Source organism: Allocoleopsis franciscana PCC 7113, from assembly GCF_000317515.1.
Classification (GTDB): Bacteria; Cyanobacteriota; Cyanobacteriia; order Cyanobacteriales; family Coleofasciculaceae; genus Allocoleopsis; species Allocoleopsis franciscana.
The window spans coordinates 673,707-697,622 of sequence record NC_019738.1; the positions used below are offsets into that span (position 1 = coordinate 673,707).

Below are 23,916 nucleotides of genomic sequence, written 5' to 3' on the forward strand. Positions count from 1 at the left end.
TCTTTAGATAGATTTTGGACAAGTAACGACTGTCTTGCTTCTTCCGTTAAATCCTGAAACCACCTTTGGGATAGTGATTTTCCTATAGCCTGGTTCTCAATTGCGCTTAATTAATGACAAAAATAAGGGGAGAATCAAGCTCATGCATGGTGGTTGGGTAAGCAAATACGGCTTAAGCGCACCAAATCTTACTGATAGGACAAACCTAAAAAATAGCTGGGAAAGTCACATCAGTTGAGAACAATCAAGAATTAAAAATTATCTCAAGCAAGTTTTACGTACCCTAGACACCCAATAAAGCAAAATGAATCAATTGAGGCAGTATTCAAAGCAGTTTTTGCTGCTGGTTAAGCCCTATTTTTTTTCAGAACAGAAATGGCGTGCTAGGGGAATTTTATTGCTAGTAATTTTGTTTACGCTAGGCATCAATTTCTTCAACATAGTTCAAAGCTTTGTTCTGCGAGACTTGATGAATGCCGTTACCGAAAAAAAGATACCAGAGTTTTATAATTCGGGTCTGTTGCTATTAGCTACTTTTGCTGTATTCACGCCTGTTCTGACCTTCTTTATCTATACGCAAAACTTGCTCCAACTCCACTGGCGGCGATGGTTGACCAATCGCTTTATTAACCAATATTTCAACAATCAAGCTTTTTATAAAATTAAGCTCAATGACAAAATTGATAACCCTGATCAGCGGATAGGTGAAGACATCAATATTTTTATTCGACAAAATATTGATATTTCAGGACTCCTGCTTAATCATAGTGTTACTATTATCTCTTTTATCGGAATTCTCTTCTCAATTGATAAAGCACTTGCCATCGTTGTAATGATATTGGCATTTTTTAGAACAACAATCATTATTATCCTCGGCAAACGATTAGCTCTCTTAAAATACAGGCAATTGCAGCGAGAGGCTAACTTACGCTATAGCTTAGTTCATGTTCGAGATAATAGTGAATCCATCGCATTTTATGGAGGAGAAACTCATGAAATAGGAACAGTAAAACAGCGATTTGGTCACGTACTTGATAACTATAAAAGCACTATTGATTTGCAGCGTAACCTGATGTTTTTTACACAAGGTACGCAGATGATATTTACAAATTTACCGATCTTCTTTTTAGCGCCTCGATACTTCTCTGGTCAGTTAGATTTTGGGCAGATAAGCCAAGCCTCCGGGGCTTTTGTCTCAATTTTGGCAGCTCTTGGGTTTATTGTAGATAGCTTCGATCTAGTTAGTAATTTTACGGCTGAGATTAAACGTTTAGGAACCTTTGATGGGGTACTTACCAGTTCAAATGCAGCACCCCAGCGAGGAGGGCTAACCATTGATATAGTAGAACATGAGTATCTAGCCCTCCAATCCGTCACATTGGAAACGCCTAACTATGAACGAATTCTGATCAAAGATTTATCTTTTAAGCTGCCTCCGGGTGAAGCCATTTTAGTAGTTGGGCCATCGGGCGTTGGTAAGAGTTCTTTAATGCGAGCCGTTGCAGGATTATGGAATACTGGTACGGGTTGTGTTTTCCGCCCCAAACGAGAGGACATGATGTTTTTGCCCCAACGTCCTTACATGCTTCTAGGGAATCTACGAAGTCAGTTGTTGTATCCCAATAGCAGCAGCGAAGTAACGGATGAATTCTTGCAAAAGATACTCGAACAAGTCAATCTTGGCGACTTGTCAAAACGATTGGGTGGATTTGATCGGGAGTTAGAATGGGCTGATATTTTGTCATTAGGAGAACAACAACGGTTAGCATTTGCACGGCTACTGCTTTCTAAACCCCGCTATGCCATTTTGGACGAATCTACCAGTGCTTTAGATGTAGAAAACGAGAAACACCTCTATCAGTTACTTAAAAAGACAGGAACTACTTTTATTAGTGTCGGGCACCGTCCCACTTTAATACCGTATCATGAGCAGGTCTTAAAGCTAGGTGGTCATGGCGATTGGCAGCTCATCTCAACTGAAGAATATAGCCCTCGTAGTAGAGAGTTTGCTTGAATGAGAAGGATTTAGGAGAGTGATAGCTTTTGGCAGGAAGCCGGAATTTTCCTGCATTCCCTAACTTCTACAATTCACATTTCCTTTCCTTCTCATTCCCTAGAAGTTTTGCAACTCCTGAAACTCCCTTATTGGAATTTTGAAGTGCCGATCAATTAAGCCGGGATAGTTCCTTTAACTCCTCCCGCTTATTTTTAACTTCCTCACTCCTAACTCTCTCAGAACGCCCCATGTCAGCCGTCAGAGCGTAACTTTGAGCCAACAGTCGTAACCACAGTGCCGGATTTCGTTGTTCAATCCAAGGCTGAAGATACCGGACGACACCAGGGAACCAACCCTTCAGCAACCAGCTAACGAAGGCATTGCCAGTAAAAATCAAGTAACTGCCTAGCCAACGAAAAATATCCTTAGCCCCCGCCATTTGCCAAATCCAGGGTAAGAGAGCGGGATTTCGCTTTGCCGCCTTCAGAGCCAGCCGATTGAATGTTAACCAGCCAAAGCGGTCTTTAATGAAATCATCAGCTATTTGGGGAGGTTCGTCTGCCAACAGCCCAAAGAAGGTATTCAGCATGGCGTTGACTCGCTGGGGTGGGAAATGACGACCTGTTGGCACCATCATGCCCTTAGAAAACAGCCAGGTGACAGAAACGTTGCTTTGATAAGCGCGAATCTGGTTTAAATCTCTGGCGCTGAGCAGATTATGTCGCAACGCTGTGTCTAAAAGGTCAGTTAAGCGATAAAGGTTACGGACAAGGGAACCAAAACCGGTGAAGACGAGGGGAGACTGGAGTGAGGCGGCATCACCCAAAGCAACGAGTCGATCAAAGGCTACAGTGCGATCGCGACTCCCCACACTAAAATGACCAGGAATATAACCAAAGGTGGGTTTCTTCCACACCAACTTCTCCATATCACATCGACGGTACTCTGGCAGAATGGCAAAGAAATCTTCATACATCTCCAGCAACGAACCGGGATTCTCAGGATTCACCTGATGATAATGGAACAAATAGATGGTTAGTTCCTCATCAGCACCCGGAAACAACTCCCAAATGAGCTGACGCCCCCGTGAGATGTCCCCATGACTGTTGAGAACGTCGCCATAATGGGAATCCCAGACTCCAGGCTCAAATCCCTTAGCAATCACCGCCCCTACGGTTGGGCAGACACTATCAAACGCCCGACCTCCATTCAGTTGCCATGCAATAGGTGATGCCGTCCCCATCGCATCCACTAACAGCCGTCCTGTGGCTTGTCTGTCGGATTGGCTGGGCAAGTGTTGCAGCTTAACCCTAACTTGATTGGGTTCAATATCGGCTCGGATAAATTCCGTCTCATCCCAGATTTCTCCCCCAGCACTCTTGAGCTTTTCGCCACACAACCGCAGTAGTTTCTCAGAATCCATCGCCACATTGAGTACAGTTGGCGTGTGAAGAATGGCGGCTCTCAGATGAGGTGGATTGTTACCATCAAAGAATTTATTAAACCCATCGATGTATTCTCTGGCAATCAAGCCTTCAAACTCAGCCGGGGTAAATAAACCCAAATCAATCAAGCTTTGGAACTCATCACGGGAAATATTCCACTCCCGGTTCATTCGCCCAAACGGTAATCGCTCAATCAGTAGCACCCGGTAGCCTCGCTGTGCCATGACTGCCGCATGAATCACACCCAAGGCACCACCAATATAAATAATGTCGTACATGGAGATTGGCTGCTCAGCCCTCACACCCCAGTCTTGACCCCCCCGTTCTTTAAACACCACTTGCTTGGGCTGCTGGGGATTACGAACCCCTTCACGCCATCGTTTCTCCCACCAGTAGACACGGTTGAGGTCATATTCTCCATTGGGCATTTTTTGGAAGAACTCAACCGTCTTGGGATAGTAAGGAGCCAACGCCTCAAAGATTGAGGGTTTGGTGACATCCAGAACAGGCGGTTCAGGATAATGATAAGGGAATTGACGACGTAGAGCGGTTTCTAGCTGTTGCAGAATTTGGCGTTCGCCAGGAATGGGCGAGATTCCCCAACGAAACGCTTTAAGATAGGTCGTTCGCTGTACGGACCAAATAAAGATGGAAATTTCCGGAATTGGGGTAGTACTGCTTGTAGGGGTTTGATCGCTGGGGAGTGCATTGTTAAATTTCAAACGGATACCATCAGGAGTGATAATCTTATCCCCAAGCTCGTGTTGCCAGTCCTGCTGTAACCAGGAGCGAACGGTGGCTGTATCTGGTGTAGGTAATTCTACGTAGAAAAGTTCTTTCATTGTGGTAATCTCACTGACGCATGAATTAAGAGAAAAGACGGAGGTCACAAGGAGGCAAAATGCGTTAAGCTTCCGAATACTGAATTATTTAAGATTAGAAAAAAAACTTTACATAATTCTCATGTTTGTTAAATTAAAGGGTGCCATTGTTAACTAGCCATGAATTATCCCATCCCAGCTAACCCTCAAGAAGTTGTTGCCCTGCGTCAAAAGCCGGTTGATGAAGAATTAGTGGCGGCGGCGATCGCGGGCGTGATTCAGATTGCCCGCCAACAGGGTCAGTCCCTAGACGAACTAACCGCCGAAGTTCTAGCAGAAGACGGCTGGCTCGATTCGGCACAAAGACGCTGGCTGAGCGATATTGTTAAGCAAGCTTGGGAAAGTCTGCCCTCTGTTAAAATCCCGGCCTAATGCCTCAGTTTAGCCTTACCCAAGTGGGCACGAGAACGCCGATTGCCAGTAGTGTTGACGATTCAATCTACTGGCAACAATCTGGGCGGCTTTAGACCTGTGGGTATTGGCGATCGTCGCTATATGAAATCTTGGCGCAAGAAAGCGTTACCTTTGTTAAGGAATTTTTACAATCTCTCAGAGAATCACTCACATAGACCGCTTTGATCTCAGGCTCTTGAGCGAGCAGTCCCTTCGTTGATCTGTATCGGCGTACCCACCGAAGGGCAATCAAAAGACTCCCAGGCATTACCACCACGGAGGAAAATCTCCATCCAACAGGTAGAGTCACCTTGGGCATTCACCCAACCACTGCTACCCGGTGCAAAGGCTAATTGTCCGGATTCGACGGCAAAGCTACCATCACTCTTGGTTGCGTCCTGTTCTCTCTCACCCATTCGTAAACGCACCGTTTCGCCGTCTTGCCCATTGCTAATATCATATTTAATCGTAGTTTTCAAGTTGCCGTAGCCATCAATATAGGCAATACAGTTGGGTGGCACATCGGGTATATCAGAAGAGGATATTTCTTCACCCAGAGCATCAGGTTGACCCAATGCGATCGCCCCAGCGGCTTGGGGAAATAGGTCACGGGAACGGAACTGAGATCCTTCAGCCGCTACCGCCGCCCAGCGCAGATCTTCAGCCACATCCCGCACAAATGAGAAAGCATAACCCGCATTCACACCAATTACGCGCACACCCGTCGGTAGACGGGCGAAAGCCAGACGCTCACCCGCATTAGCAGTACGCGCCTGTTGATCATCCTCTCGCGGCGCAACATTATGATAAATGATGGTTCCAGGGGGAGCTTGATTCAAGCCCAACTGGGCAATACAAAATCCCGCTGCTAAGGTAGCAAAAGCCGGGACAGGCGTGAGTACAGGTTCCGCATCTGGGAGATAAAGCTTGATCCGTTGTACGACTTCAGCAAAGGCTAAGTCGCCTAAGCCGTAATCGGCAATGATGTGAACGAGCATGAGGTTTATCTTTTATGTATGAGTTAGAGTAGACGATGCAAAATTGCTGGGTTCTTCCGAGGGAGATGTCGGATTAGAACCAAAGTAAAGGCGGCTCAATTCTTCCAGAGAAACATCGGTTTGCGGTTGGGGGTTACGGAAATAAGGATGAATAGGGAGTAATTCAGAAGACCGACGTGCCGCAGGTTGAGCCACAATCTGCTCAATCAGAGTCAGGTAGTGTTTGGCGGTACACTCCCAGGTATAATTCTCCAAAACATGCTGCTGACCCCCCGATTGCAACTGTTCCCACAGTTGGGCATCACAAATCACCTGTTCAAGTCCCTGTGCAATATCAGCAGGATCTTCTGGGTCAACCAAGATACTATATTCATCATCCCCCTGTTTTAAGCTTTCACTTAAGCCTCCATTCTGGGTTCCCACCACAGGCAGACCGGCTACGGCAGCTTCCAAAGGACCGAGTCCAAAGGGTTCATAGTAGGATGTGAGGGCGAATACAGAACGGCGTTTGCTCATCAACCGATAGGTCGCGGCTAAGGCGGGTTGATCCGGTAAACCAAAGGCACTAATCTTGCCCCACAAGTTGTTTTCGTTCACCACCTCTCGGATGGGGACTAATACCTCTTGTTCAGTTTGAGAGTCGCTGGCTTCCTCGTGCAGTGGATTATCCAATCCTGGGGTAATCAGCAGCAGATTGGCTCGTTCCTGTAAGGTTGGGCTGATGGCGAAGGCTTGCACTAGACCTAGGATGTTCTTTTTAGGAGCTAAGCGGCTGCTGGCTACGATCACAGGCCACTCTCGCCTTGGTTCAGGAATATCTCGTGCCAATCGTTCCATCACGAGTTGATAGGTTGCTTCTTCATGGTCAGAGCGGACTTCGGCACCGAAAATGGATGAGTCTACTCCGGGCGCAATCACGGCAAAGCGAGCCTTATGGGAAACATCAATGGCTCCCTGATAGGCTTGATGAGAATACTGCTCAAAGCGTTCCTGTCGCGTACTGGTGATGTTAACCGCTGAGCGATTCATGCTCAGGCGTTCGGCAATGAGGCGGCGTCCGAAATAGAATTGCGGATCAAGTTCCGGGAGATTTTCTGGGGTAACCTGCCGTTGATCCATCTTCTGGGCACCCAGAGAATGAGCGGTAAAGGTGAAGGGTACGCCCGTCTCCTCTTCAATCAGAACGCCACAGACTCCTCCATCACCGTAGTGGGTGGTCATCACATCGGGTAAGCCACCTTGGTTGCGATAAAATTTCAGGATGTTAGGTACCCAGTCTGTGACCAAATGAGGCCAAAGTAACTCTTTACGCAAAAATTCTTTAGGGCCAGCCGGTAACCGGATAATGCGGACGTTATCCACCCCAGAATAAGCGTCAAAGGGTTCTGCAAATTCGGGCCAGTCGGGTTCTATGATTTGGCGGGTGAGAATATCGACTTTGTGACCCTTTTGAGCCATTTCTAAGGCGACTTGTTTGACATAGGTCAGTTGACCACCAAAATCGGGATGTTCGGATAAGTGACTATCACCTGGGTCGAAGTTGCCTTGAGGGTTGAGAAATCCAATGTGCATCGCCTAATTCCTAATACGTCTTGGTTTGGCTGGAGAGTTCTGCCTGAAGAGCGCACTAGAAGAGTTTGGCGATTACATCTGTTGACCTGCGAAAATTTCTGCGAACTGCTGCGTGCTGACCCTTTGGGTGGTGTGAGGCAGCGCTATCGCTTGTCGTCAGGCTGTCCGTAAGCGCCAGAAAAAAGTATTTCAGGAGGCGATTTGGCGTTTCCTTGATTCAAGTCGCCCACTTCGATTCAGGCATTTCCTAATGCTTAAGTTAATCATGAGTATCAATGGCTCACCTATACCAAATGACATAAAGCGATCGCCTTCACAGCCCTAATTCAGCCCTGTCACTTGCAATGTAAGGCTTTTGGGTTTTGCACTGGAAACTAGACTAGGTTAACAATGAATCATCACGCCCACGCTGCCACTCTTGATTTAGTTGGGCGGTTTTGGTTGCGGACAACATGTGAAACACTAGTACTGTGGAAAAATCGCTCAACTGATAGCCAAAAAATGAATATACGCATTGGTAATGGTTACGATATCCATCAACTCGTTACAGAACGTCCACTGATTTTAGGTGGCATAGAAATTGCCCATGAGATGGGTTTACTTGGTCATAGTGATGCCGACGTTTTGACCCACGCGATGATGGATGCGATGCTGGGTGCTTTGAGTTTAGGGGATATTGGTCATTACTTCCCCCCCACTGACCCAAAGTGGGCAGGGGCAGATAGTATAGTTTTGCTGAGTCAGGTCAATCAACTCATCCACACCCACGGTTTTTCCATTGGAAATATTGACTCTGTGATTGTGGCAGAACGTCCGAAGCTAAAGCCTCACCTTAAGGCTATGCGCGATCGCCTCAGTTCCACACTAGAATTACAACCCGACCAAATCAGCATCAAGGCAACCACAAACGAAAAGTTAGGCCCCGTAGGACGAGAAGAGGGAATAGCTGCCTATGCAGTAGCGTTATTGGTGGGTCGTTAAGCGGAGTTTATTGCTTATAAAGATCGTCATCCCGATTTAGCGCCACGTTTAATTTTTCATTTATGGCTTAACTGACTTTGCCTTTGATGATGTTTGATGGGGATTTCTATCACAAACTCAGCGCCGTCTCCGAGTGCTGAATTACACCGCAAATCACCTCCGTGTTTCTCAACAATGATCTGGTAGCTGATGGCTAACCCCAAACCCGTTCCTTTACCCACCGCCTTAGTGGTAAAAAATGGATCAAATAGCTGCTGCTGTGTCTTCTGCGTCATTCCTATCCCATTATCGGCGATGCAAATAAAGACATGAGTGGGCGAAATAGTAGGGGAGTGAACGGATGAATTCAGATTTTTGCAGGAGAGTAAAGGGGATGCAAAGCAATTAGCTTGACAATACTCCATATCTCCTTCCTCTTTGCTTCTCTCCTCCTCAGATAAACTGTGATCTTCCTGTTTATCGGTAAGGACAATACCCGTGGTAATCGTGATAGTGGGTGGGGGATGAATGATGGATTCTTCCTGAGTACCATGAGCCTGTGAGGACTGACATCTGCTTTTTTCATCTACAGCATCAATGGCATTCGTCAGCAAATTCATGAATACTTGATTGAGCTGTCCTGGATAGCACTCAACTAGGGGTAAGTTGCCATACTGTTTAATCACAGAAATAGCCGGACAACCGGGCTTCCCTTTAAGCCGATTTTGCAGAATCATCAGGGTACTCTCAATGCCTGAATGAATGTCTACTTGTTTGCTTTCCGACTCATCTAAGCGGGAAAATGTGCGTAGCGATCGCACGATCTCCCGAATGCGCTCAGCACCGATCTTCATCGAGTCCTGAAGTTGGGTCAGGTCAGTCATCAAAAAATCTAAGTCAATGGCTTCTATATAGTCTTGAATCATCCCCGGAGGATGGGGGTAGGTGGCACGATACAGTGACAGTAGACCCAAGAGTTCCTGAAAATACCCTTGAGCATGGATGAGATTGCCGTATATAAAGTTAACTGGATTGTTAATTTCGTGAGCGACACCGGCTACTAACTGACCCAAACTCGACATTTTTTCACTCTGAATCAACTGAGCTTGGGTACGTTGTAACTCGTGCAGAGTTTGTTGCAATTGGGTAGCTTTTTCTTGGGCTTCCTGAGTGGACCGGCGGCTGGCAGCATAAAGCTCAGCCTGTTTAATCGCAATCAGCAGTTGAGCCTTCACTGCTTGTAACAGTTCCAATTCCCAATCCGTCCAAGGTCGAGCCTCTTGAGTATGAATACAGTTGATCACACCAATCGTCCCTGAAGGCGTCTGCATCGGCAACGACAACACGGAGGTACAGCTAAAAGAACGAATAAACGATTGAAAAATCGGGTCACCAATCGTCTCGACATCATCAATGCGGAGAATTTCCAAATTCAGCAGTCTTTGGTTGAGCGGCCCGATCAGATCAGCGGGATAGCGACCGGTGCGTTCTGCACAATCAAGATTGCGAGCTTCTTTAACCACTTCCCAATAAGAGCGACGCTCATCAGCGTAATACCAAGCAAACTGGCAGCGATCAATTTGCAGCAAGTGACGGATTTCTCGGACAGCAGTTTCGAGAATTGTGTTCAAGTCCAACGATCTGCGGATTTGATTAGACAGGCGATTGAGCAGTTCTTCCCGCTGTGCTCGTTGTCGTAATTTGGCTTCTGAGTTCCGCAAGGCTGCTTCAGCCGCTTTCCGATCACTGATGTCTTGGACAACACATAGAAAGTATTGAGGTAGGAGTGTGATACGTCCCGCAGCGCTATTCCCTTGGGGGGTATGCACCAAAGACGCCGTAATTTCCACCCAAATCGCCTCACCATCCTGGCGGAGGTAGCGCTTTTCTAGGGAATAGGTTTCAATTTCACCAATTAAGAGCGATCGCAAATACTTCCGATCTACCTCTCGATCCTCCGGATGGGTAATATCCTGAAGCGTTCGTTGCAATATATCCTCACGGGTATAGCCAACAATATCACAAAACTTCTGATTGACCCGGACAAAGGAGCCATCCAGTTCGGCATGGGTAATGCCGACAGCCGCCTGCTCAAAGGTGGCACGAAAACGTTCTTCACTCTCACGCAATGCCGCTCCGATTTGTTTGCGCTTGGTGATATCAATCAAAGAAACCACCGCTGAATAAGGGGTTGTTTCCTGGGGGCGAAAAAGAGGTTGTGAATTGAGGCTGAGCCAAGTGAGGCTGCTGTCAGGCTTGTAAAGACCGATAATCACATCGGTAAAAGATTGTCCAGTACGCAGCGTTAAATGGAGTGGATGTTCCTCCTGAGAAATCGCCTCCCCCTCTTCCGTAATAATCAACCAGTGTGACTCCATCAATGTCCGGCCCAACAGTTGATCGGCAGACACCCCCAGAATTCGTTCGGCAGCCGCATTGCAGGTGCGAATGATCCCATTAGCATCTTGTAAGATAATGCCTTCTGCCATGGCGGCAATCAAGGAGCGATACCGTTCTTCGGATTCCTGTTGCAACGCTTGTGCCTGCTGGCGCTCCGCAATCTCCTGCTGTAGCTGTTCAATGGTGTTGCTCAGAGAACCTGTCCCCCAAATCCCTTGGGTGGCTGTTTCCCTAAACCGACAATAACTAGGCTCACTTTCGCAATCGGGTACTTCAGCGATAGATGGACTTTCTTGGAATTCGGTGGAAATCATAATTCCACCTATTTCACCGTTACGGGTGCGCCAAGGCTGGATTTCCCACTTCACTCTTTGCCGAGAACCGTCAGGTTTGATGAAATAAGCTGAATCTCCTCGCTGAGTTTCTCCCGCTAAACTTAAAGCGAAAATTTTCCGCCATCGTTCAAGCCAGTGAAAAGATGTAGAACTGATGACTGGAGTTTTAGTCCAGCTAGGTAGAGGCGTTAGCGAGTTGGAATCGTTACTGGAAGTGTTCTCGAAAGATAATCCGCAGGGAGAGGAGTGAGGCGGTGACACTCTCCCTTGCTCATGCAAAAATAGGGGAAATATTTTGTAATATTCGCGACCTACAAGGTCTTGATTTTCCAGAGCGTAATCGCTCAGCCACCGACGAGACGTAAGCAAGTAACGCAGCTCACAATCGAGCATGGCTACAGCGGCAGGCATGTGTTCTACAAATGCAGAAAACAGCTCTAAATTAGCGAATACCGAGGGTTGACCTTCAAGTTGCATTCATCAAACGCTCAATTGTAGAAAATTTCGCCCTGAGTCTCTATTTTATTGAAGGAATTGGGTGAGAGTAGTTCATCTATCATGGTCTTCTCTACTCAGATTCACCCGGAAGAAGAAATCTAAACCGCTATACTCATCCATAACTTCATAAAGAAGTTTTCAATTTAAAATCGGCACAATAGCTATTGTAAAAAATATATTTAAGTTTACAATTATAATTCTTATAGAAAATGGGCTTGTCAAAGATTAGTACATTGAAACACAAAATTATAAAATTAATCAGTAACTTTAATATCTCTGACCAAAGAATTAATTTAGCGTTAGCGTGCTGATCATGAGGGCAATGAGGTCAAGGGCTGAGTCCTTCCTATGTATTTATGAGGCTTCACCTTTGCAATAGGGTCAGAGTTCAGGGAAGGCCAGACTGTGCTTAGGAGTATGGGGTGAAATCCTACCCAGCACCGAATCAGAGTGGGACTCAATCGTCAAAGATTGGAAAATGAGTGAGTTGATGATAGTTATTACAAGAGCTTACCTGCTCACTCGCATCCGGTTAAGTACAAATTTATACTCATTTGTCTATTGTCTATGAATGACTCTGCTTTGGCGATAGAAAACCAAGACACCGTAGCGTCCAACACCCAAACCCCTACCAACTGGTCAACACTACTGCAACAACTCCTCGACCGCCAATCTTTATCTCAGGATCAGGCATCACAGCTTATGCAGGGATGGCTTCAGGAAGAAATTCCAGAGGTTTTATCCGGTGCAATTCTCGCCGCCATCCAAACAAAAGGTGTGTCCGCCGCAGAGCTAGCCGGGATGGCTCAAGTTTTACAAGCTCAATCGTTACAGAAGATGGCGATTGAACATCAAGTTCCAGTTATTGATACCTGTGGTACCGGTGGGGATGGAGCCTCAACCTTTAATATCTCAACAGCCGTGGCTTTTGTTGCGGCTGCCGCAGGTGTTCGCGTTGCTAAGCATGGTAATCGTTCTGCTTCAAGCAAAGTGGGTTCGGCAGATGTTTTGGAAGCCCTCGGCGTGAACCTCACTGCCGAGACGGAAAAGGTTGTGGCTGCGTTAAATGAAGTGGGTGTGACGTTCCTGTTTGCACGGGGTTGGCACCCAGCGCTGAAGGTAGTGGCTCCCCTGCGGCAAACACTGAAGGTGCGGACGATATTTAATCTTTTAGGCCCACTCGTCAATCCGTTACGCCCTACCGGTCAAATTGTTGGCGTCTGTGACCCACAATTGGTGATCACGATTGCCCAAGCGTTGTGTCAAATGGGAACCCCCAAGGCTATTGCCCTACATGGACGGGAAAAATTGGATGAGGCAGGATTAGCCGATGAAACGGACTTGGCGTTATTGTCACAAGGCGAAGTGCGATTATCAACCCTCAATCCTCAACAGCTCGGCTTAACACCAGCACCAACAGGGGCGCTGCGAGGCGGAAATGTTGATGAAAATGCGCTGATATTGCGGCATGTCTTGCAAGGAAAGGGAACAACCGCCCAGCAGGATGCTGTCGCCTTGAATGCCTCCTTAGCTTTACAAGTCGGCGGAATGATCCCACTAGAAGACCATCAAGCGGGGATTGAGATGGCTAAAGAGGTTATTTATAGTGGTGCCGCTTGGTCGAAGCTAGAGCAGTTAGTCCAGTTTTTGAAGAGCGGGAATTAAGGTTTGGGGATAAAAACCTTGGGATTATTCAGGTAAATGTTGCCTGAAACTCCAACATGATTGCTCATAGCACAGTCCAAAGGGCGATCGCATTCTGGCTGGATTGGTTGAAACCATGAGAGGCGATCGCTTTTTTCTTGAATGTAAACCAGCTTATCCCATCGCCTAAGAGCTTGGTGTTCTAGCGACTACGAAATTCAACCACATCTTGTTTGATCGAAACGTCATATTGACTGAAGAAGTCTTGACCCAGTAGCCCCATATCGAGATCGGCTCCACCAATGCTGACTCGCACCTTCTGTTCTACAGCTCCCTCAACGGCAATGGATTCAACGATGCCTGTGCGAAACGTAACCCCTTTAGCACTTGCGGTATTTGCTGTCACTGTGCCATTGGGAACAATGTTGAGGCTTTTTGCCATGGCTTGGGTAATCACAGTACCGCTTGCCCCTGTGTCAACTACCATCTCGAAGGTTTGTGTGCCATTAAAAGTAACATCAATAACTGGGGTTCCGCTTTGGCGGCGTTTGATCGGGGCTGTAAACACCCCTTTTTGGTCTGTATTGGTTTTAGGTGTTGCACCCGGTATTGCTGTCTCAGGGGTTTTGGAGTTAGACGTTGGGCTTGGGGTGGGTGATGATGGCTCAAAGACGGCTCCGGGTGAAATAGGAATTTCTGTGTTTGATGAGGCACTGGAACCAGGGCGACTGGCTTTTTGTTGAGCTACGCCTAGATTTCGCTGGTATTGTGCAATTTTCGGTTGAGCGATCGCATGATAAGAACTCGAAGACGGCACCTTCTTCAATAACCCGATCGCCTCTTGCCAGCGAGTGATTACTAATTGCCAATCACCGACAGACTGAGCCGATTCAGCAATTGTTTCAGCACTGTAGGCAGCATCCATCGCCCGATCATAAGCCTGCTTTGGGTCAATGGTGGGTTGGGTTATCGGTGTAGCAATGGGTGAAGACTTAACGGGTGAAGGTGTAGCGGGACTGGGAGTCGGAGTGTTAGCCACTGGCACCGTCGGTTCCGTTGGACTCCACAAAGAATTGACCTGGCTACAAGCCACATGGGTCAGGGATAAGGTGCCTGAAAGTAGAAGGATAGGGGCACGCTTCTGAGAGGGCATGGGCGTTGATGGCTCTGATGAACTGTCCATTTTCCAGTTTAAACGTGCCATTGAGCGGCGATGCAGTTCCGCTCAAGCTGTCCGAAGAGATTTTCAGACCTCATACTGGGAAAGTGAGCGTTGTTATCGCCTCATCACAATTAAGCGTCACAAAACCTCTCATGCCTCAGTCAAGCGTGAGATAATAGCACGTCAGTTATTAGTTGTCTGTCGTTATTTCATCCACTGACTACTGACTACTAACAACCAACCACTCACCACGATATAACTGCTTATGCCTGTTTCAGCAGCTACACCTGCTCTGCTCGTACTGGCAGATGGGACATCTTACCAGGGTTGGTCTTTTGGAGCCACTGGCACCGCCATTGGAGAGGTTGTGTTTAACACTGCCATGACGGGTTATCAGGAGGTGGCAACCGACCCCAGCTACTGTGGTCAGATTGTCACCTTTACCTATCCCGAATTAGGCAATACAGGGGTCAACCCAGAGGATGAGGAATCTGCACATCCTCATATCCGGGGCGCGATTGCTCGTAATATTTGTTGGCGTCCAAGTAATTGGCGTTCCACTCAGTCCTTGCCCGACTATTTAAAAGAACGCAACATCCCTGGAATCTACGGCATTGATACCAGATCCCTAACCCGAAAACTTCGTTCATCGGGTGCGATGAACGGCGGCATTTCCACCGAAATCCTTGATGCTGGGGAATTGCTGAAGCAAGTGACGGCTGCTCCTAGTATGGCTGGATTAAATCTGGTTCGGGAAGTGACAACCACAGAAGTCTACGAGTGGTCTGATCCTACCGATAGTCATTGGGAGTTTGGTCCCGTTGTTGATGGGAACAATCGCGAACTCCTGACGGTTGTAGCCATAGACTTTGGCATCAAACGCAACATCCTGCGGCGTCTAGCCAGCTACGGTTGCCGTGTCATCGTCGTTCCAGCGGATACATCTCCAGAGGAAATTCTCAAACATAATCCAGATGGGATTTTCCTCTCTAATGGGCCAGGAGACCCCGCTGCTGTCAGTGAAGGAATTGAAACCACCAAGGCTTTGCTAAAGCAAGAAAAACCCGTGTTTGGCATCTGCATGGGACACCAGATTCTCGGTCTTTCTATGGGGGCAGAAACCTTTAAGCTGAAATTTGGTCATCGCGGCTTAAATCACCCGGCTGGATTACAGCGGCAGGTGGAAATCACCAGTCAAAATCATGGTTTTGCGATTAACGCTGATACTTTAGACGCTGAGGTGGAAATTACTCACCTCAACCTGAATGACCGCACTGTGGCTGGATTGCGTCATAAATCTTTACCTTTCTTTTCGGTACAGTACCACCCTGAAGCCAGCCCAGGCCCACATGATGCAGACTATCTTTTTGAGCAGTTTGTGCAAACAATGCGCTCAAGCCAATCCCTGCAATCTGCCAGTTAAGCATCTTGCCAAGCTGTTCAATTCCTTAACAAGAGTGAATCGGCTCCTCAGGAAGGATGTCCCTCCTCGCCAGAAAAACCTTGCCAAAAATTTCAAGGTACTTTAGATTAAACGGGAACTTCTCGCTATACTATTGCATACGGCGTAGGAGTCTGTCCGAAACAAGCCTTAGGCCGCTTCGGCACTTTATAATAAGGCCGATAAGTCTAGGCAAAGCATCGACCCTACGGTGGAACATACCGGAACCTAAACCTAGGAATAACTCGGCGAGGATCGGGAATGCTGTGTAAATCCAAAACAAGAGGAATTAATATCTGTTTGGGGAAGCAAGCTCAGCCCAAGACTCCTGGGTTAAAGCCACAGGCTGGGTCGTATAAATGCCAAAATTATCATGTTGTTACGCTACAGCTAGGAGGGTGTTATTCCTGAGCCACTAACCCTGACAGTCAGCTTAAGGGGCACTCGCGAAGTTAGGGAAAATAGCCAACTTTTCCGCCTCACTGGATTGTTAGATGCCTTTTCGGAAGCTACCTTCCGTAAGGTAGTCAGTAAACATATTGATGAGGGACCGACAAATATTGTCTTGGACCTTTCCAAGATTGACTTTGTCGATAGCTCTGGCTTGGGTGCTTTGGTGCAGTTAGTGAAGAAAGCTCAAAGCGCCGGGGGCACATTACAAATTGTAACGAATCCCCGTGTAACTCAAACCGTCAAGCTGGTACGCCTGGAAAAATTTCTCTCGCTGCAACCCTCTGTTGAGGAAGCTTTAGAGAATATCAAGGGAAGCTGACGAAACCTTGCAGAGAAATTAGAGGGCGGGTGGCAAACCCGCCTTTGCTCTGTGAAGGGAACCGTTGACTTTTGAGCCTTCTAATGTAAGAGACTATTCCAGGCAACGCTAAAATTTAGAGAGAGGTCGGGCAAAAGTTGTGACATCAGAGGAGGAAGAGAGTTCAAAAGTTTTGACAACTCAGTCGGCGCTCTCGTGGGCGGAAGTGCGATTCCAGCAATTGAGCACTATCACGATTTCTCCATCCCGCATTCAACAAGTGTCACCAGCCTCCCTGGCGTATTTAGGAGACGCGGTTTACGAACTTTATATCCGAACCTGTTATCTACTACCACCTAGACGCCCTTGTGACTATCATCAGCAGGTAGTCGCTCAAGTCAGAGCGGAAAGTCAAGCTAAAATCCTGCGATCGCTCGAACCTCACCTTACCGATCCCGAATTACAAATTTTACGACGTGGGCGCAATGCCGCCACAGGACATCCCCGACGTCTTGACCGCAAAATTTATCAACAAGCGACGAGCTTGGAGACGTTACTCGGATACCTATATCTTACTGATCCCCAGCGTCTGACTCAGCTATTGGCTCATTTAGACCTCGATCCCCGTTAATAAAGTCATAACACTCTAACAAGATGCCTAAACCAGACCGCCGCCCTCACGCTACCGGCAAACCCAAGCGAGGGAAACCCTTTCGTGACTCGCGTGAGAATCGCAAATTTTCCTCGGCTCAAGATAAACCCTCTGACCGACAAGAGCGCAGCTACACAGACAAGCCCAAGCCGGGAAAGCCCTCTCGCCCTCAATCCTCTGGCCCAAAACTACGCCATTCCCAAGGAGCTCCCGCAGACCGAATAGAGCGGCGTCATGCTGGTAAGGGTAAGCCCCATCCCCAAAAGTCCGGGTCTCGACCAGAGCCAAGGGGGGCTAAATTTGAGTCACCCTATGAGGCTAGACACAGAGACAGGGATACAGACAAAGATAGAGATAGAGATAGAGATAGAGGGGGGAACACCTACCCAACACAGGCTAAGCGACACATTCCATCCAAGTCGGTACACAAAGAGCGTCAAGATTCGCCCAATTTTGAGCCAACTCATCCCGATGCAACTTCTGGGACGGATACATCGGAGGACACTGACTTAATTTATGGGCGTCATCCCGTCCTTGCCGCCTTGGAAAACCAGCGCCAGCTAAACCGAGTTTGGATTCTGCCCCAACTGCGCTACGATCCCCGTTTTCATTCCTTATTGCTCCAAGCCAAAGCGAACGGTACGATCATTGATGAAGTAGAGCCACGCCGCCTCAGCCAAATTACGGAGGGAGCCAATCATCAAGGTGTTGCAGCTCAAGTCGCCCCTTACCCCTATCAGGATTTAGGGGATTTAATCACAAAGGCTAAATTGTCAGCCGAGCAACCGGTACTCATCGTGTGTGATGGGATCAACGATCCCCATAATTTAGGAGCCATTATTCGCACGGCAGAAGCCCTAGGTGCTCAAGGTTTAATTATTCCTCAACGTCGAGCGGTCGGTGTGACCTCCACTGTCGTAAAAGTCGCCGCAGGAGCTTTAGAAACATTCCCTATTGCCAGGGTGGTCAATCTCAGTCGCGCTCTAGAGGACTTAAAAGCCGCTGGCTTTTGGATTTATGGCATGGCAGCAGGAAACGGTAAACTACTACACACCGTTCAATTTACAGGCCCGATAGTATTAGTCGTAGGCTCAGAAGGGAGTGGCTTGAGCTTGCTCACGCAACGCTGCTGTGACGTTCTGGTTTCAATTCCTCTACAGGGCAAGACCCCCAGCCTCAATGCCTCAGTAGCGACAGCAATGACTTTGTACGAGACTTACCGCCAGCGTTGGTCAAATATACTTTACCTGGACACTCTGCCCAAAGATACGTTCAAAAAAGAAGTGTGAGGTAGTATAAAAAAATGTAAAAATCGCGATATAAAAAGACAACATAGTATCCCGTGTATCAGGAAAACAGCATGAAAGAAGTTTTGATCAAGATTCTCCAATTCTTGGGATTGGCTTTTTGGGTTGAAATTGTTACCGACAATCCCCGCTGCACTTACTACTTCGGACCTTTCTTTAACGAGCAAGAGGCAGTGGCAGCCCAGGGCGGATACATTGAAGACTTAGAAAACGAAGGGGCACAAGGCATGATCGTAAAAATACTGCGCTGCAAACCGAATAACCTGACGATTTTTGAGGAAGACTTGGGGGAGCAACTTGAGTTTCAATCCATGCATACCTTCAGCCGACAAGCGTCTTAGTCTACTGAGGTAGGACAAAACTTCCGGTCAATCAGGGTGTTAGAATCGTCAGCCGCCGGGGGTTCACTAAGTTAGGACTTGAGGATTGATTTGAATCCATCCATCAATGTCCCTGAGTACCTGCTGGGAAATCTCCCAGGGAAAGAGGTGGGCTGTATTGGGGTAGCACTGCCACTGGCTATTCTTGAGATGTTGAGCCGTCTCGCGACTCGATTCCATCGTGATGTGCCTATCCCCTGCCCCAGCCATCACTAAGCAGGGACATTGAATTTTTTCTAAGTCAGGAAGCCTATTATATCCAGATTTCAACGCAAGGTTAAGCGCTCTTGTGGCAGCGGCTGAGGTTTGTAAATAGGCTGACATGGCTTCAAAGGCGAGGTACTCATAAGCCTGAGGCGTATGTTGTTGGATTAGGTAGCGATAAAGCGATCGCTTGCCAAACGTGTCAATATTCCACTGCCACCCAGGCACCACCCGATTGATCAGCGAAGCAATCCCCGTGTAAAGATTATCCTCCCAGCTAATGGGTGGATGACTCCCTCTCGGTCGGGCGGCTGTGGCGATCAAAATCATGCCGCTGACTCGTTTGGGGAGTTTTAGGGCGAGTTCCATGGCGAGAATTCCTCCCAGTGACCAGCCAAGGACAAGACAACGGTCAATCTGAAAGCGGTCTAGAAGAGCTTCCAAGTCAATCAAGTGATCAGTCATCATAAAGTCGAACTGAGCTCGACTATTGCCGTATCCCCGTAAATCGGGAGCGAGAGTCAGGAAGCGGTGGGAGAGGTGATTGGTAAAGACGGACATACTCCTACCCAATCCCGGATGACCGTGCAGACAGAGTATGGGAAATCCTTCGCCTTTGACATGAACGTTAAGGTTGATAGATTGAGAAGATACTTCAGGCACAGATACTAGCTCTAAGGTTCTAGCTGGACTATTGAACTCATTCCAGCTTAATCCGTTGTAGCGACGAAGATAGGTGAAATAGGCTGATCGCACCCAGATCCCCGACTTTTCGCTTGTAGTCGGGGATCTGTTCGGGAGAATTTAAGAGGTTATACCAATTTCCTAAAATAGCGCTACACATCGACCCCCCCAACCCCCCTTAATAAGGGGGGAGCTAGAGCAGCATCTGTAGCAAACATTTATGAAATTGGTATTAGTGGAAACTGTGCTCTAAAACCGTATGCCAGGGATTTTAATACCACCTGGAACAGGTAGTGGTGGAACTGGAATCTTGTTACCGAGTTCTTGAAGGAGTCTGTCTTTAGCTGTATCAAGGAGGGCGTTCGCGGCAGATTTGGCAAAACTGGCATCTCCTGTTTGACCGACATCGAAGATGCAGCCATCCATCAGTTCTGATTCTACTCCTGCTTGGCGACAAATCTCTTCGGCTTTGCGGATTTGAGGGGGTAGCAACGAGTTTAGGGATAGGTAGGAATTCGGGAAGCTGCGGTTGGTAAATGTGCCTGTATCTTTACCGGGTGGGTAGTCAAACAAAGATTCGGCTTGACTAATGCGCCAACTATCTCCGAATTCTTTGTAAACTACGTCAAAGAAGATTTTTTCTGCCTGATTAAGGAGCGCAGGTACGGGTAGCACATTCCTCAATGCCTGACTTACTTGCCCGTAGGTTGAGTTTTCTTTGGTAGGAATCACGAAAGCCGCCGCGATCTCTCCTTTATAATCCACGTCCCGGTTTGCAATCTACAAAACCTAATGCCTCTGTGTCTAGGAAACTGGCGATCGCCATCTCAATGACTGCTTCAATTGGATATTCAATTTCAGCAGCACGAGCAATTAGAGCAGAGCGAATTCGTTCAGGTAAGCGTTTCAAGATGATTTCGGCATCAGCGGGAGAAAGTTGCTCCTGATGTTTGGCTTGCATAGCTTCACCTTTCGGTTGGAATTTGGACGTTGTAAGGGGGTTCTGTGGCTCTCAAGATGATGGCTTCTAGCTCCAATAGTAACGCAGGGTTACCCCAGTGAGAAATTGTCTGCATTGCAATCCGAATGTCCTCATCACTATATTTGTCTAGCCATGCCCATAAAAAGGCTTTGTGCCCACCACTGAAGCGTCCACGTAGACTCTTGGTTTTACCGATGTAAAGTAATCCATCAGTTTTGTGTCTGATTGCATAGATGCCAGGACGAGTAGGAATGTTGTCAAACTCGCGGCTCAAGGGCTGGCATTGCTCAAAGGGAGTGAAGGCGATTGCATCCAGGATTTTTCGAGCCTGGGCTTGCAGTTCAGAGTCGTTTGTCGGCATCCAAGCAAGAAGGCTGATTGCACAGAAATTATGTTCCCATAAATTTTGTCACAGCCTAACATCAAGCTATAGAGTTGGTTTTGGAAAACCCAAATAGAGACTGAGTTACCAGAAAATTGAGGCTAGGTGCATTTAAGGCGCTCGCACCCTCAACTTGCTGCAACAAGGAGCGATCGCGTTTGTTGAGTGTTGGTGCCCGATACGTCATGCGATCGCTCATAAGGTTAGGTGAAAATAGGGAAAGAGCGATCGCACCTAACTTAGCTGAACAAGAGGAGCGTTCACTCCCATTTAGCCAAGTAGCCTCCTAAATTAGAACTTTTACTGTCGCGTTCGGTGTATCCCCCAGCATAATCAATCACGCACATCGTGCGGTACCGAGCGTGAGAGCCACAGGCAACTCCAGCCACTCGATAATCTGGGTCAACAATGCTTTTTCTGTGACCGCGACTAGGAACCCCGTCGTCAATAAGTAACTGCATCACTACAGATCGAGCCTTGTTCATCCCGTAACTAATATTTTCGCCCCATGTTGTTTGAAAGGAGCCGTAGCGATTGATTCTAGTGCCAGGATTGCTGCCATCACTGCCATCGTGACCGATACTGCCTTTTGGTCTTTGGTCGTTGACGTGATCTCTGGCAGCTTGGGTCAGTCCTCTAGAGCTAGTCAGGGGGGGTTTAGGAGGAGTTAAGCGCAGAAATTGAATGGTTTCATCGATTACACTCGAACCTTCCTGAGTTCGGATTGAGTTTCTTGTACGCTCAATCAAGTCCGCGTAGGCGGATGGGTTGGAGCGCACTTGGTTGATCTCATCAAGCACCGCCTGTCCTAAATTATCTGCCTGAGCCAGGAGAATAGTTGTTTTAGGCGAAAGTTCCGCTGGGGTGTAGTTGAGGTTTGTACTTGCCACAACCCAGCTAGTGGAAGAGAAAGTGGCTAGTAGGGTAAGTGGAGCAAATGCCCAAAATTGAACTCGGCGCATAGTCTACCTCACGAATTATTGACATGATTCAATAGACATCTCCGAAAATAGCCAAAAGCAGTCTCTGACTGCTTTTGAAGTATTTAACGCAGCCGGGTAATTTGAACCATTTCAACGTTTTTATTAGGGCTACAGCTAATTCAAATCAATAATTATCCCAAATATATCTATTTTTTATCTAAAATGTTTATCGATTTAGTCGCAGACTGAGCTATTTATAAATAACGTCCCAATCCTTAATCTGACTAATCCACACACTAGAAGAATTATTCTCTGATAACTCTTGGCTCTTAGGCGAAACCTTTCTTGGGCTACACGGAAAATCTTTAGTAATCTAATTACGTGTTCAACAAATATTCTCTCACTCGCTTTCTCTCGATTTTTTTGTTTTTCTTCTTGGCTTAATTCCCTGGCTCTCGGCTTTTTTTGAGGAGTTTCTATTTGGACTTCTCCTATATAGCCTTTATCTCCTTTGAATTTTTGTGTTGGAGCTAACTTGGATTGACCTTCTCTCCAAATATTTATGTCGCTAGTCGGCCCTGGCTTTCCCACTATAACATCTACAATCTCTTGTCCATTTGGTGTGACAATTAATTGATTTTTCAAAGTATGGTTTTTCTTTTTGCCTGAATAAAACTTTTTTTGTTCTTGATAGTCCTTGGGTCTCGGTATTGGCTGTTCACAGCTATCCACTATTAACTCCAACTCGGCGAGAATTTCTTGCACCCATTTATACTCACCGGGATTTTTTTTACTTGTTCCAGCAGACTAGCAGACAGCAATTCCCTCAATAGCTCTGACCAGTAGTGAAATATGTCATTCGCTGTTGATTCACTAACTCCGAACTGGACTCCTAGCATCTGGAATGTTGGCTCCGGGTGTAGATATACCAAAGTTAATATTATTTGGTCTTTGACTGATAGTTTTGGTCTTCTACCTCCTCCTGCCTTGTTTATCCTTACTTTTCTTTGCTCAATCTCGATATCTTTCTGTTGATGTAATAATTCAGCGGCAGCTATTAATTGCTGTAACTGTTCGTACTCTAGTCCAATTAATCGTTTACTTTCTTGTTGATTTTTTTCAAGGTACTCTGGTATATTACTCATTTTACTGTAAAAATTAAAAAGTAAATTATAATATTACCACTTTATTTTCGGTTTTTAATTATATTTCGGAGATGTCTAATACGTTTTCTAGATTGGGTAGCTGCACCACAATGGAATCTTTGAGTTAAAGTCAGATGCGATCGCCTTTTAATCCAGCAGCAACAGAGATGATTTAGGGGATTTGGCAGGCTTCATAGGTTTGACATCCAGTTGAGCCAAGCCTCACCATCAACAAGTCAGGGAATTGGATGCGATTACCATCGCTGCTAATCGTTCCTGCATTATTACCATTGGCAAATTTGATTTGAACTTGTTGACCGGAGACTGTGCCAGTGAAGGTGTCTCCAGAAATGCCGGATACAAGCTGTAGTTGATTACCATTCTGAGTCAGGCTGTTTTTATGCTTAAAGTCAGGTTTGCCGCTATTGTCAATGATGACGGCAACCCAATCCCCAGTTAAGTTTTGAGTGGCAGTTTGCGCTGGTTTAGGGTTAGGAGTTGGTGCAGATGTAGGGGTAGTCGAAGGCATGGGACTGGATGTAGTCTGTGGTGCTTCACTGGTGGGGGGAGTTGTGGAATTGTCTCCTGAGTCAGGCATGGTGAATTCTGGGCGTTGAGCTATCTGTATTGATTGAGAGACAGCGGGGGAGATGAGGATGGGCGTTAAAATTCCAACTCCTAAGACTGTTGGTAGGCTAACAAGTACTGTTGCCGAAAATTGAAGCCGATGCATAAATTTCCTCAAAGATTAGTGACGATGTAGCGTTCATCCGCCAGGGGT

Annotated in this window: 24 protein-coding genes; 10 read left to right on the forward strand and 14 right to left on the reverse strand. The window is 47.0% G+C overall.

Going from position 1 to position 23,916, the window contains the following annotated elements; genetic code table 11:
* Positions 1 to 304: 304 nt before the first annotated feature.
* A complete protein-coding gene (locus MIC7113_RS02830) occupies positions 305 to 2,014 on the forward strand; it encodes an ABC transporter ATP-binding protein/permease (RefSeq protein ID WP_015180667.1) in 1,710 nt (569 codons plus the stop codon).
* 151 nt (positions 2,015 to 2,165) lie between these two features.
* On the opposite strand, the gene MIC7113_RS02835 is transcribed toward MIC7113_RS02830, so the two are convergent.
* Entirely contained in the window at positions 2,166 to 4,283 is a 2,118-nt protein-coding gene (locus tag MIC7113_RS02835) for an NAD(P)/FAD-dependent oxidoreductase (protein ID WP_015180668.1), read from the reverse strand.
* Positions 4,284 to 4,442: 159 nt separating this feature from the next.
* Between MIC7113_RS02835 and MIC7113_RS02840 the strand changes: the two genes are divergently transcribed.
* A complete protein-coding gene (locus MIC7113_RS02840; RefSeq protein ID WP_015180669.1) occupies positions 4,443 to 4,694 on the forward strand; it encodes a hypothetical protein in 252 nt (83 codons plus the stop codon).
* Between the two features lie 209 nt (positions 4,695 to 4,903).
* Here the strand turns inward: MIC7113_RS02840 and MIC7113_RS02845 are convergent, their stop codons facing one another.
* Both MIC7113_RS02845 and MIC7113_RS02850 read right to left on the reverse strand, forming a co-directional pair.
* The gene (locus tag MIC7113_RS02845; RefSeq protein WP_015180670.1) at positions 4,904 to 5,713 is read right to left on the reverse strand and encodes an SAM hydrolase/SAM-dependent halogenase family protein; all 810 of its coding nucleotides are present in this window, start codon (positions 5,711 to 5,713) and stop codon (positions 4,904 to 4,906) included.
* A gap of 12 nt (positions 5,714 to 5,725) precedes the next feature.
* Positions 5,726 to 7,285 carry a glycosyltransferase gene (locus tag MIC7113_RS02850; RefSeq protein WP_015180671.1) on the reverse strand — a complete coding sequence of 520 codons (1,560 nt, stop codon included), beginning with the start codon at positions 7,283 to 7,285 and terminating at the stop codon, positions 5,726 to 5,728.
* Here MIC7113_RS02850 and MIC7113_RS37165 point away from each other — a divergent pair.
* Positions 7,280 to 7,456, forward strand: coding sequence for a hypothetical protein (locus MIC7113_RS37165; RefSeq protein ID WP_172642221.1), 177 nt, complete (start codon positions 7,280 to 7,282; stop codon positions 7,454 to 7,456). The two genes, MIC7113_RS02850 and MIC7113_RS37165, sit on opposite strands and share 6 nt — an antisense overlap.
* Before the next feature lie 330 nt (positions 7,457 to 7,786).
* Positions 7,787 to 8,266, forward strand: a complete 480-nt coding sequence (gene ispF, locus MIC7113_RS02855) for a 2-C-methyl-D-erythritol 2,4-cyclodiphosphate synthase (RefSeq protein ID WP_041780387.1) — start codon at positions 7,787 to 7,789, stop codon at positions 8,264 to 8,266.
* A 56-nt stretch (positions 8,267 to 8,322) separates the two neighbouring features.
* On the opposite strand, the gene MIC7113_RS32970 is transcribed toward ispF, so the two are convergent.
* Entirely contained in the window at positions 8,323 to 11,457 is a 3,135-nt protein-coding gene (locus MIC7113_RS32970) for a PAS domain S-box protein (RefSeq protein WP_015180673.1), read from the reverse strand.
* 588 nt (positions 11,458 to 12,045) lie between these two features.
* Here MIC7113_RS32970 and trpD point away from each other — a divergent pair.
* A complete protein-coding gene (gene trpD, locus MIC7113_RS02865; protein ID WP_015180674.1) occupies positions 12,046 to 13,143 on the forward strand; it encodes an anthranilate phosphoribosyltransferase in 1,098 nt (365 codons plus the stop codon).
* A gap of 181 nt (positions 13,144 to 13,324) precedes the next feature.
* Here trpD and MIC7113_RS02870 read toward each other — a convergent pair whose 3' ends face one another.
* Positions 13,325 to 14,326 (reverse strand): retropepsin-like aspartic protease family protein, encoded by a 1,002-nt coding sequence (locus MIC7113_RS02870; RefSeq protein WP_226883584.1) that lies wholly within the window; start codon positions 14,324 to 14,326, stop codon positions 13,325 to 13,327.
* A gap of 223 nt (positions 14,327 to 14,549) precedes the next feature.
* Here MIC7113_RS02870 and carA point away from each other — a divergent pair, with 223 nt between their 5' ends.
* From carA to MIC7113_RS02895, 5 genes are all read left to right on the forward strand, one after another.
* The gene (gene carA / locus MIC7113_RS02875) at positions 14,550 to 15,707 is read left to right on the forward strand and encodes a glutamine-hydrolyzing carbamoyl-phosphate synthase small subunit (RefSeq protein ID WP_015180676.1); all 1,158 of its coding nucleotides are present in this window, start codon (positions 14,550 to 14,552) and stop codon (positions 15,705 to 15,707) included.
* Positions 15,708 to 16,128: 421 nt separating this feature from the next.
* Positions 16,129 to 16,497: an STAS domain-containing protein gene (locus MIC7113_RS02880; protein WP_015180677.1), complete on the forward strand. Its 369-nt coding sequence runs from the start codon at positions 16,129 to 16,131 to the stop codon at positions 16,495 to 16,497.
* Between the two features lie 139 nt (positions 16,498 to 16,636).
* The gene (locus tag MIC7113_RS02885) at positions 16,637 to 17,107 is read left to right on the forward strand and encodes a Mini-ribonuclease 3 (protein ID WP_015180678.1); all 471 of its coding nucleotides are present in this window, start codon (positions 16,637 to 16,639) and stop codon (positions 17,105 to 17,107) included.
* A gap of 23 nt (positions 17,108 to 17,130) precedes the next feature.
* The gene (rlmB, locus tag MIC7113_RS02890) at positions 17,131 to 18,417 is read left to right on the forward strand and encodes a 23S rRNA (guanosine(2251)-2'-O)-methyltransferase RlmB (RefSeq protein ID WP_015180679.1); all 1,287 of its coding nucleotides are present in this window, start codon (positions 17,131 to 17,133) and stop codon (positions 18,415 to 18,417) included.
* Positions 18,418 to 18,488: 71 nt separating this feature from the next.
* Complete coding sequence (locus tag MIC7113_RS02895) at positions 18,489 to 18,776, forward strand: DUF1816 domain-containing protein (RefSeq protein ID WP_015180680.1); 288 nt, start codon at positions 18,489 to 18,491, stop codon at positions 18,774 to 18,776.
* 66 nt (positions 18,777 to 18,842) lie between these two features.
* On the opposite strand, the gene MIC7113_RS02900 is transcribed toward MIC7113_RS02895, so the two are convergent.
* The 9 genes from MIC7113_RS02900 to MIC7113_RS02935 form a co-directional block, all read right to left on the reverse strand.
* Complete coding sequence (locus tag MIC7113_RS02900; protein WP_041780391.1) at positions 18,843 to 19,682, reverse strand: alpha/beta fold hydrolase; 840 nt, start codon at positions 19,680 to 19,682, stop codon at positions 18,843 to 18,845.
* 270 nt (positions 19,683 to 19,952) lie between these two features.
* Positions 19,953 to 20,468, reverse strand: coding sequence for a hypothetical protein (locus MIC7113_RS02905; RefSeq protein ID WP_041779865.1), 516 nt, complete (start codon positions 20,466 to 20,468; stop codon positions 19,953 to 19,955).
* The gene (locus MIC7113_RS02910; protein WP_015180682.1) at positions 20,458 to 20,664 is read right to left on the reverse strand and encodes a hypothetical protein; all 207 of its coding nucleotides are present in this window, start codon (positions 20,662 to 20,664) and stop codon (positions 20,458 to 20,460) included. The genes MIC7113_RS02905 and MIC7113_RS02910 overlap by 11 nt, the downstream gene beginning before the upstream one ends.
* Positions 20,665 to 20,668: 4 nt before the next feature.
* Positions 20,669 to 21,046, reverse strand: a complete 378-nt coding sequence (locus MIC7113_RS02915; RefSeq protein ID WP_015180683.1) for a GIY-YIG nuclease family protein — start codon at positions 21,044 to 21,046, stop codon at positions 20,669 to 20,671.
* Positions 21,047 to 21,107: 61 nt separating this feature from the next.
* Positions 21,108 to 21,266, reverse strand: coding sequence for a hypothetical protein (locus MIC7113_RS35865; RefSeq protein ID WP_155897912.1), 159 nt, complete (start codon positions 21,264 to 21,266; stop codon positions 21,108 to 21,110).
* 61 nt (positions 21,267 to 21,327) lie between these two features.
* The gene (locus tag MIC7113_RS02920; protein WP_015180684.1) at positions 21,328 to 22,029 is read right to left on the reverse strand and encodes a CAP domain-containing protein; all 702 of its coding nucleotides are present in this window, start codon (positions 22,027 to 22,029) and stop codon (positions 21,328 to 21,330) included.
* A 195-nt stretch (positions 22,030 to 22,224) separates the two neighbouring features.
* A complete protein-coding gene (locus MIC7113_RS37890; RefSeq protein ID WP_041779866.1) occupies positions 22,225 to 22,722 on the reverse strand; it encodes an HARBI1 family protein in 498 nt (165 codons plus the stop codon).
* A gap of 2 nt (positions 22,723 to 22,724) precedes the next feature.
* Positions 22,725 to 23,135: a helix-turn-helix domain-containing protein gene (locus tag MIC7113_RS37895; protein WP_041779867.1), complete on the reverse strand. Its 411-nt coding sequence runs from the start codon at positions 23,133 to 23,135 to the stop codon at positions 22,725 to 22,727.
* A 172-nt stretch (positions 23,136 to 23,307) separates the two neighbouring features.
* The gene (locus MIC7113_RS02935; protein WP_015180685.1) at positions 23,308 to 23,868 is read right to left on the reverse strand and encodes a hypothetical protein; all 561 of its coding nucleotides are present in this window, start codon (positions 23,866 to 23,868) and stop codon (positions 23,308 to 23,310) included.
* Between the last annotated feature and the right edge of the window lie 48 nt (positions 23,869 to 23,916).

Excerpts from the sequence above, each read along its gene's own strand:
- MIC7113_RS02920 (WP_015180684.1), bottom strand. The coding sequence starts at position 22,029 with ATGCGCCGAGTTCAATTTTGGGCATTTGCTCCACTTACCCTACTAGCC.
- MIC7113_RS02845 (WP_015180670.1), bottom strand. The coding sequence starts at position 5,713 with ATGCTCGTTCACATCATTGCCGATTACGGCTTAGGCGACTTAGCCTTT.
- MIC7113_RS35865 (WP_155897912.1), bottom strand. The coding sequence starts at position 21,266 with ATGAGCGATCGCATGACGTATCGGGCACCAACACTCAACAAACGCGAT.
- MIC7113_RS02850 (WP_015180671.1), bottom strand. The coding sequence starts at position 7,285 with ATGCACATTGGATTTCTCAACCCTCAAGGCAACTTCGACCCAGGTGAT.
- trpD (WP_015180674.1), top strand. The coding sequence starts at position 12,046 with ATGAATGACTCTGCTTTGGCGATAGAAAACCAAGACACCGTAGCGTCC.
- MIC7113_RS02840 (WP_015180669.1), top strand. The coding sequence starts at position 4,443 with ATGAATTATCCCATCCCAGCTAACCCTCAAGAAGTTGTTGCCCTGCGT.
- MIC7113_RS37895 (WP_041779867.1), bottom strand. The coding sequence starts at position 23,135 with ATGAGTAATATACCAGAGTACCTTGAAAAAAATCAACAAGAAAGTAAA.
- MIC7113_RS02830 (WP_015180667.1), top strand. The coding sequence starts at position 305 with ATGAATCAATTGAGGCAGTATTCAAAGCAGTTTTTGCTGCTGGTTAAG.
- MIC7113_RS02910 (WP_015180682.1), bottom strand. The coding sequence starts at position 20,664 with ATGCAAGCCAAACATCAGGAGCAACTTTCTCCCGCTGATGCCGAAATC.
- MIC7113_RS02835 (WP_015180668.1), bottom strand. The coding sequence starts at position 4,283 with ATGAAAGAACTTTTCTACGTAGAATTACCTACACCAGATACAGCCACC.
- rlmB (WP_015180679.1), top strand. The coding sequence starts at position 17,131 with ATGCCTAAACCAGACCGCCGCCCTCACGCTACCGGCAAACCCAAGCGA.
- MIC7113_RS32970 (WP_015180673.1), bottom strand. The coding sequence starts at position 11,457 with ATGCAACTTGAAGGTCAACCCTCGGTATTCGCTAATTTAGAGCTGTTT.
- MIC7113_RS02915 (WP_015180683.1), bottom strand. The coding sequence starts at position 21,046 with ATGCCGACAAACGACTCTGAACTGCAAGCCCAGGCTCGAAAAATCCTG.
- ispF (WP_041780387.1), top strand. The coding sequence starts at position 7,787 with ATGAATATACGCATTGGTAATGGTTACGATATCCATCAACTCGTTACA.
- MIC7113_RS02895 (WP_015180680.1), top strand. The coding sequence starts at position 18,489 with ATGAAAGAAGTTTTGATCAAGATTCTCCAATTCTTGGGATTGGCTTTT.
- MIC7113_RS02935 (WP_015180685.1), bottom strand. The coding sequence starts at position 23,868 with ATGCATCGGCTTCAATTTTCGGCAACAGTACTTGTTAGCCTACCAACA.
- MIC7113_RS02870 (WP_226883584.1), bottom strand. The coding sequence starts at position 14,326 with ATGGCACGTTTAAACTGGAAAATGGACAGTTCATCAGAGCCATCAACG.
- carA (WP_015180676.1), top strand. The coding sequence starts at position 14,550 with ATGCCTGTTTCAGCAGCTACACCTGCTCTGCTCGTACTGGCAGATGGG.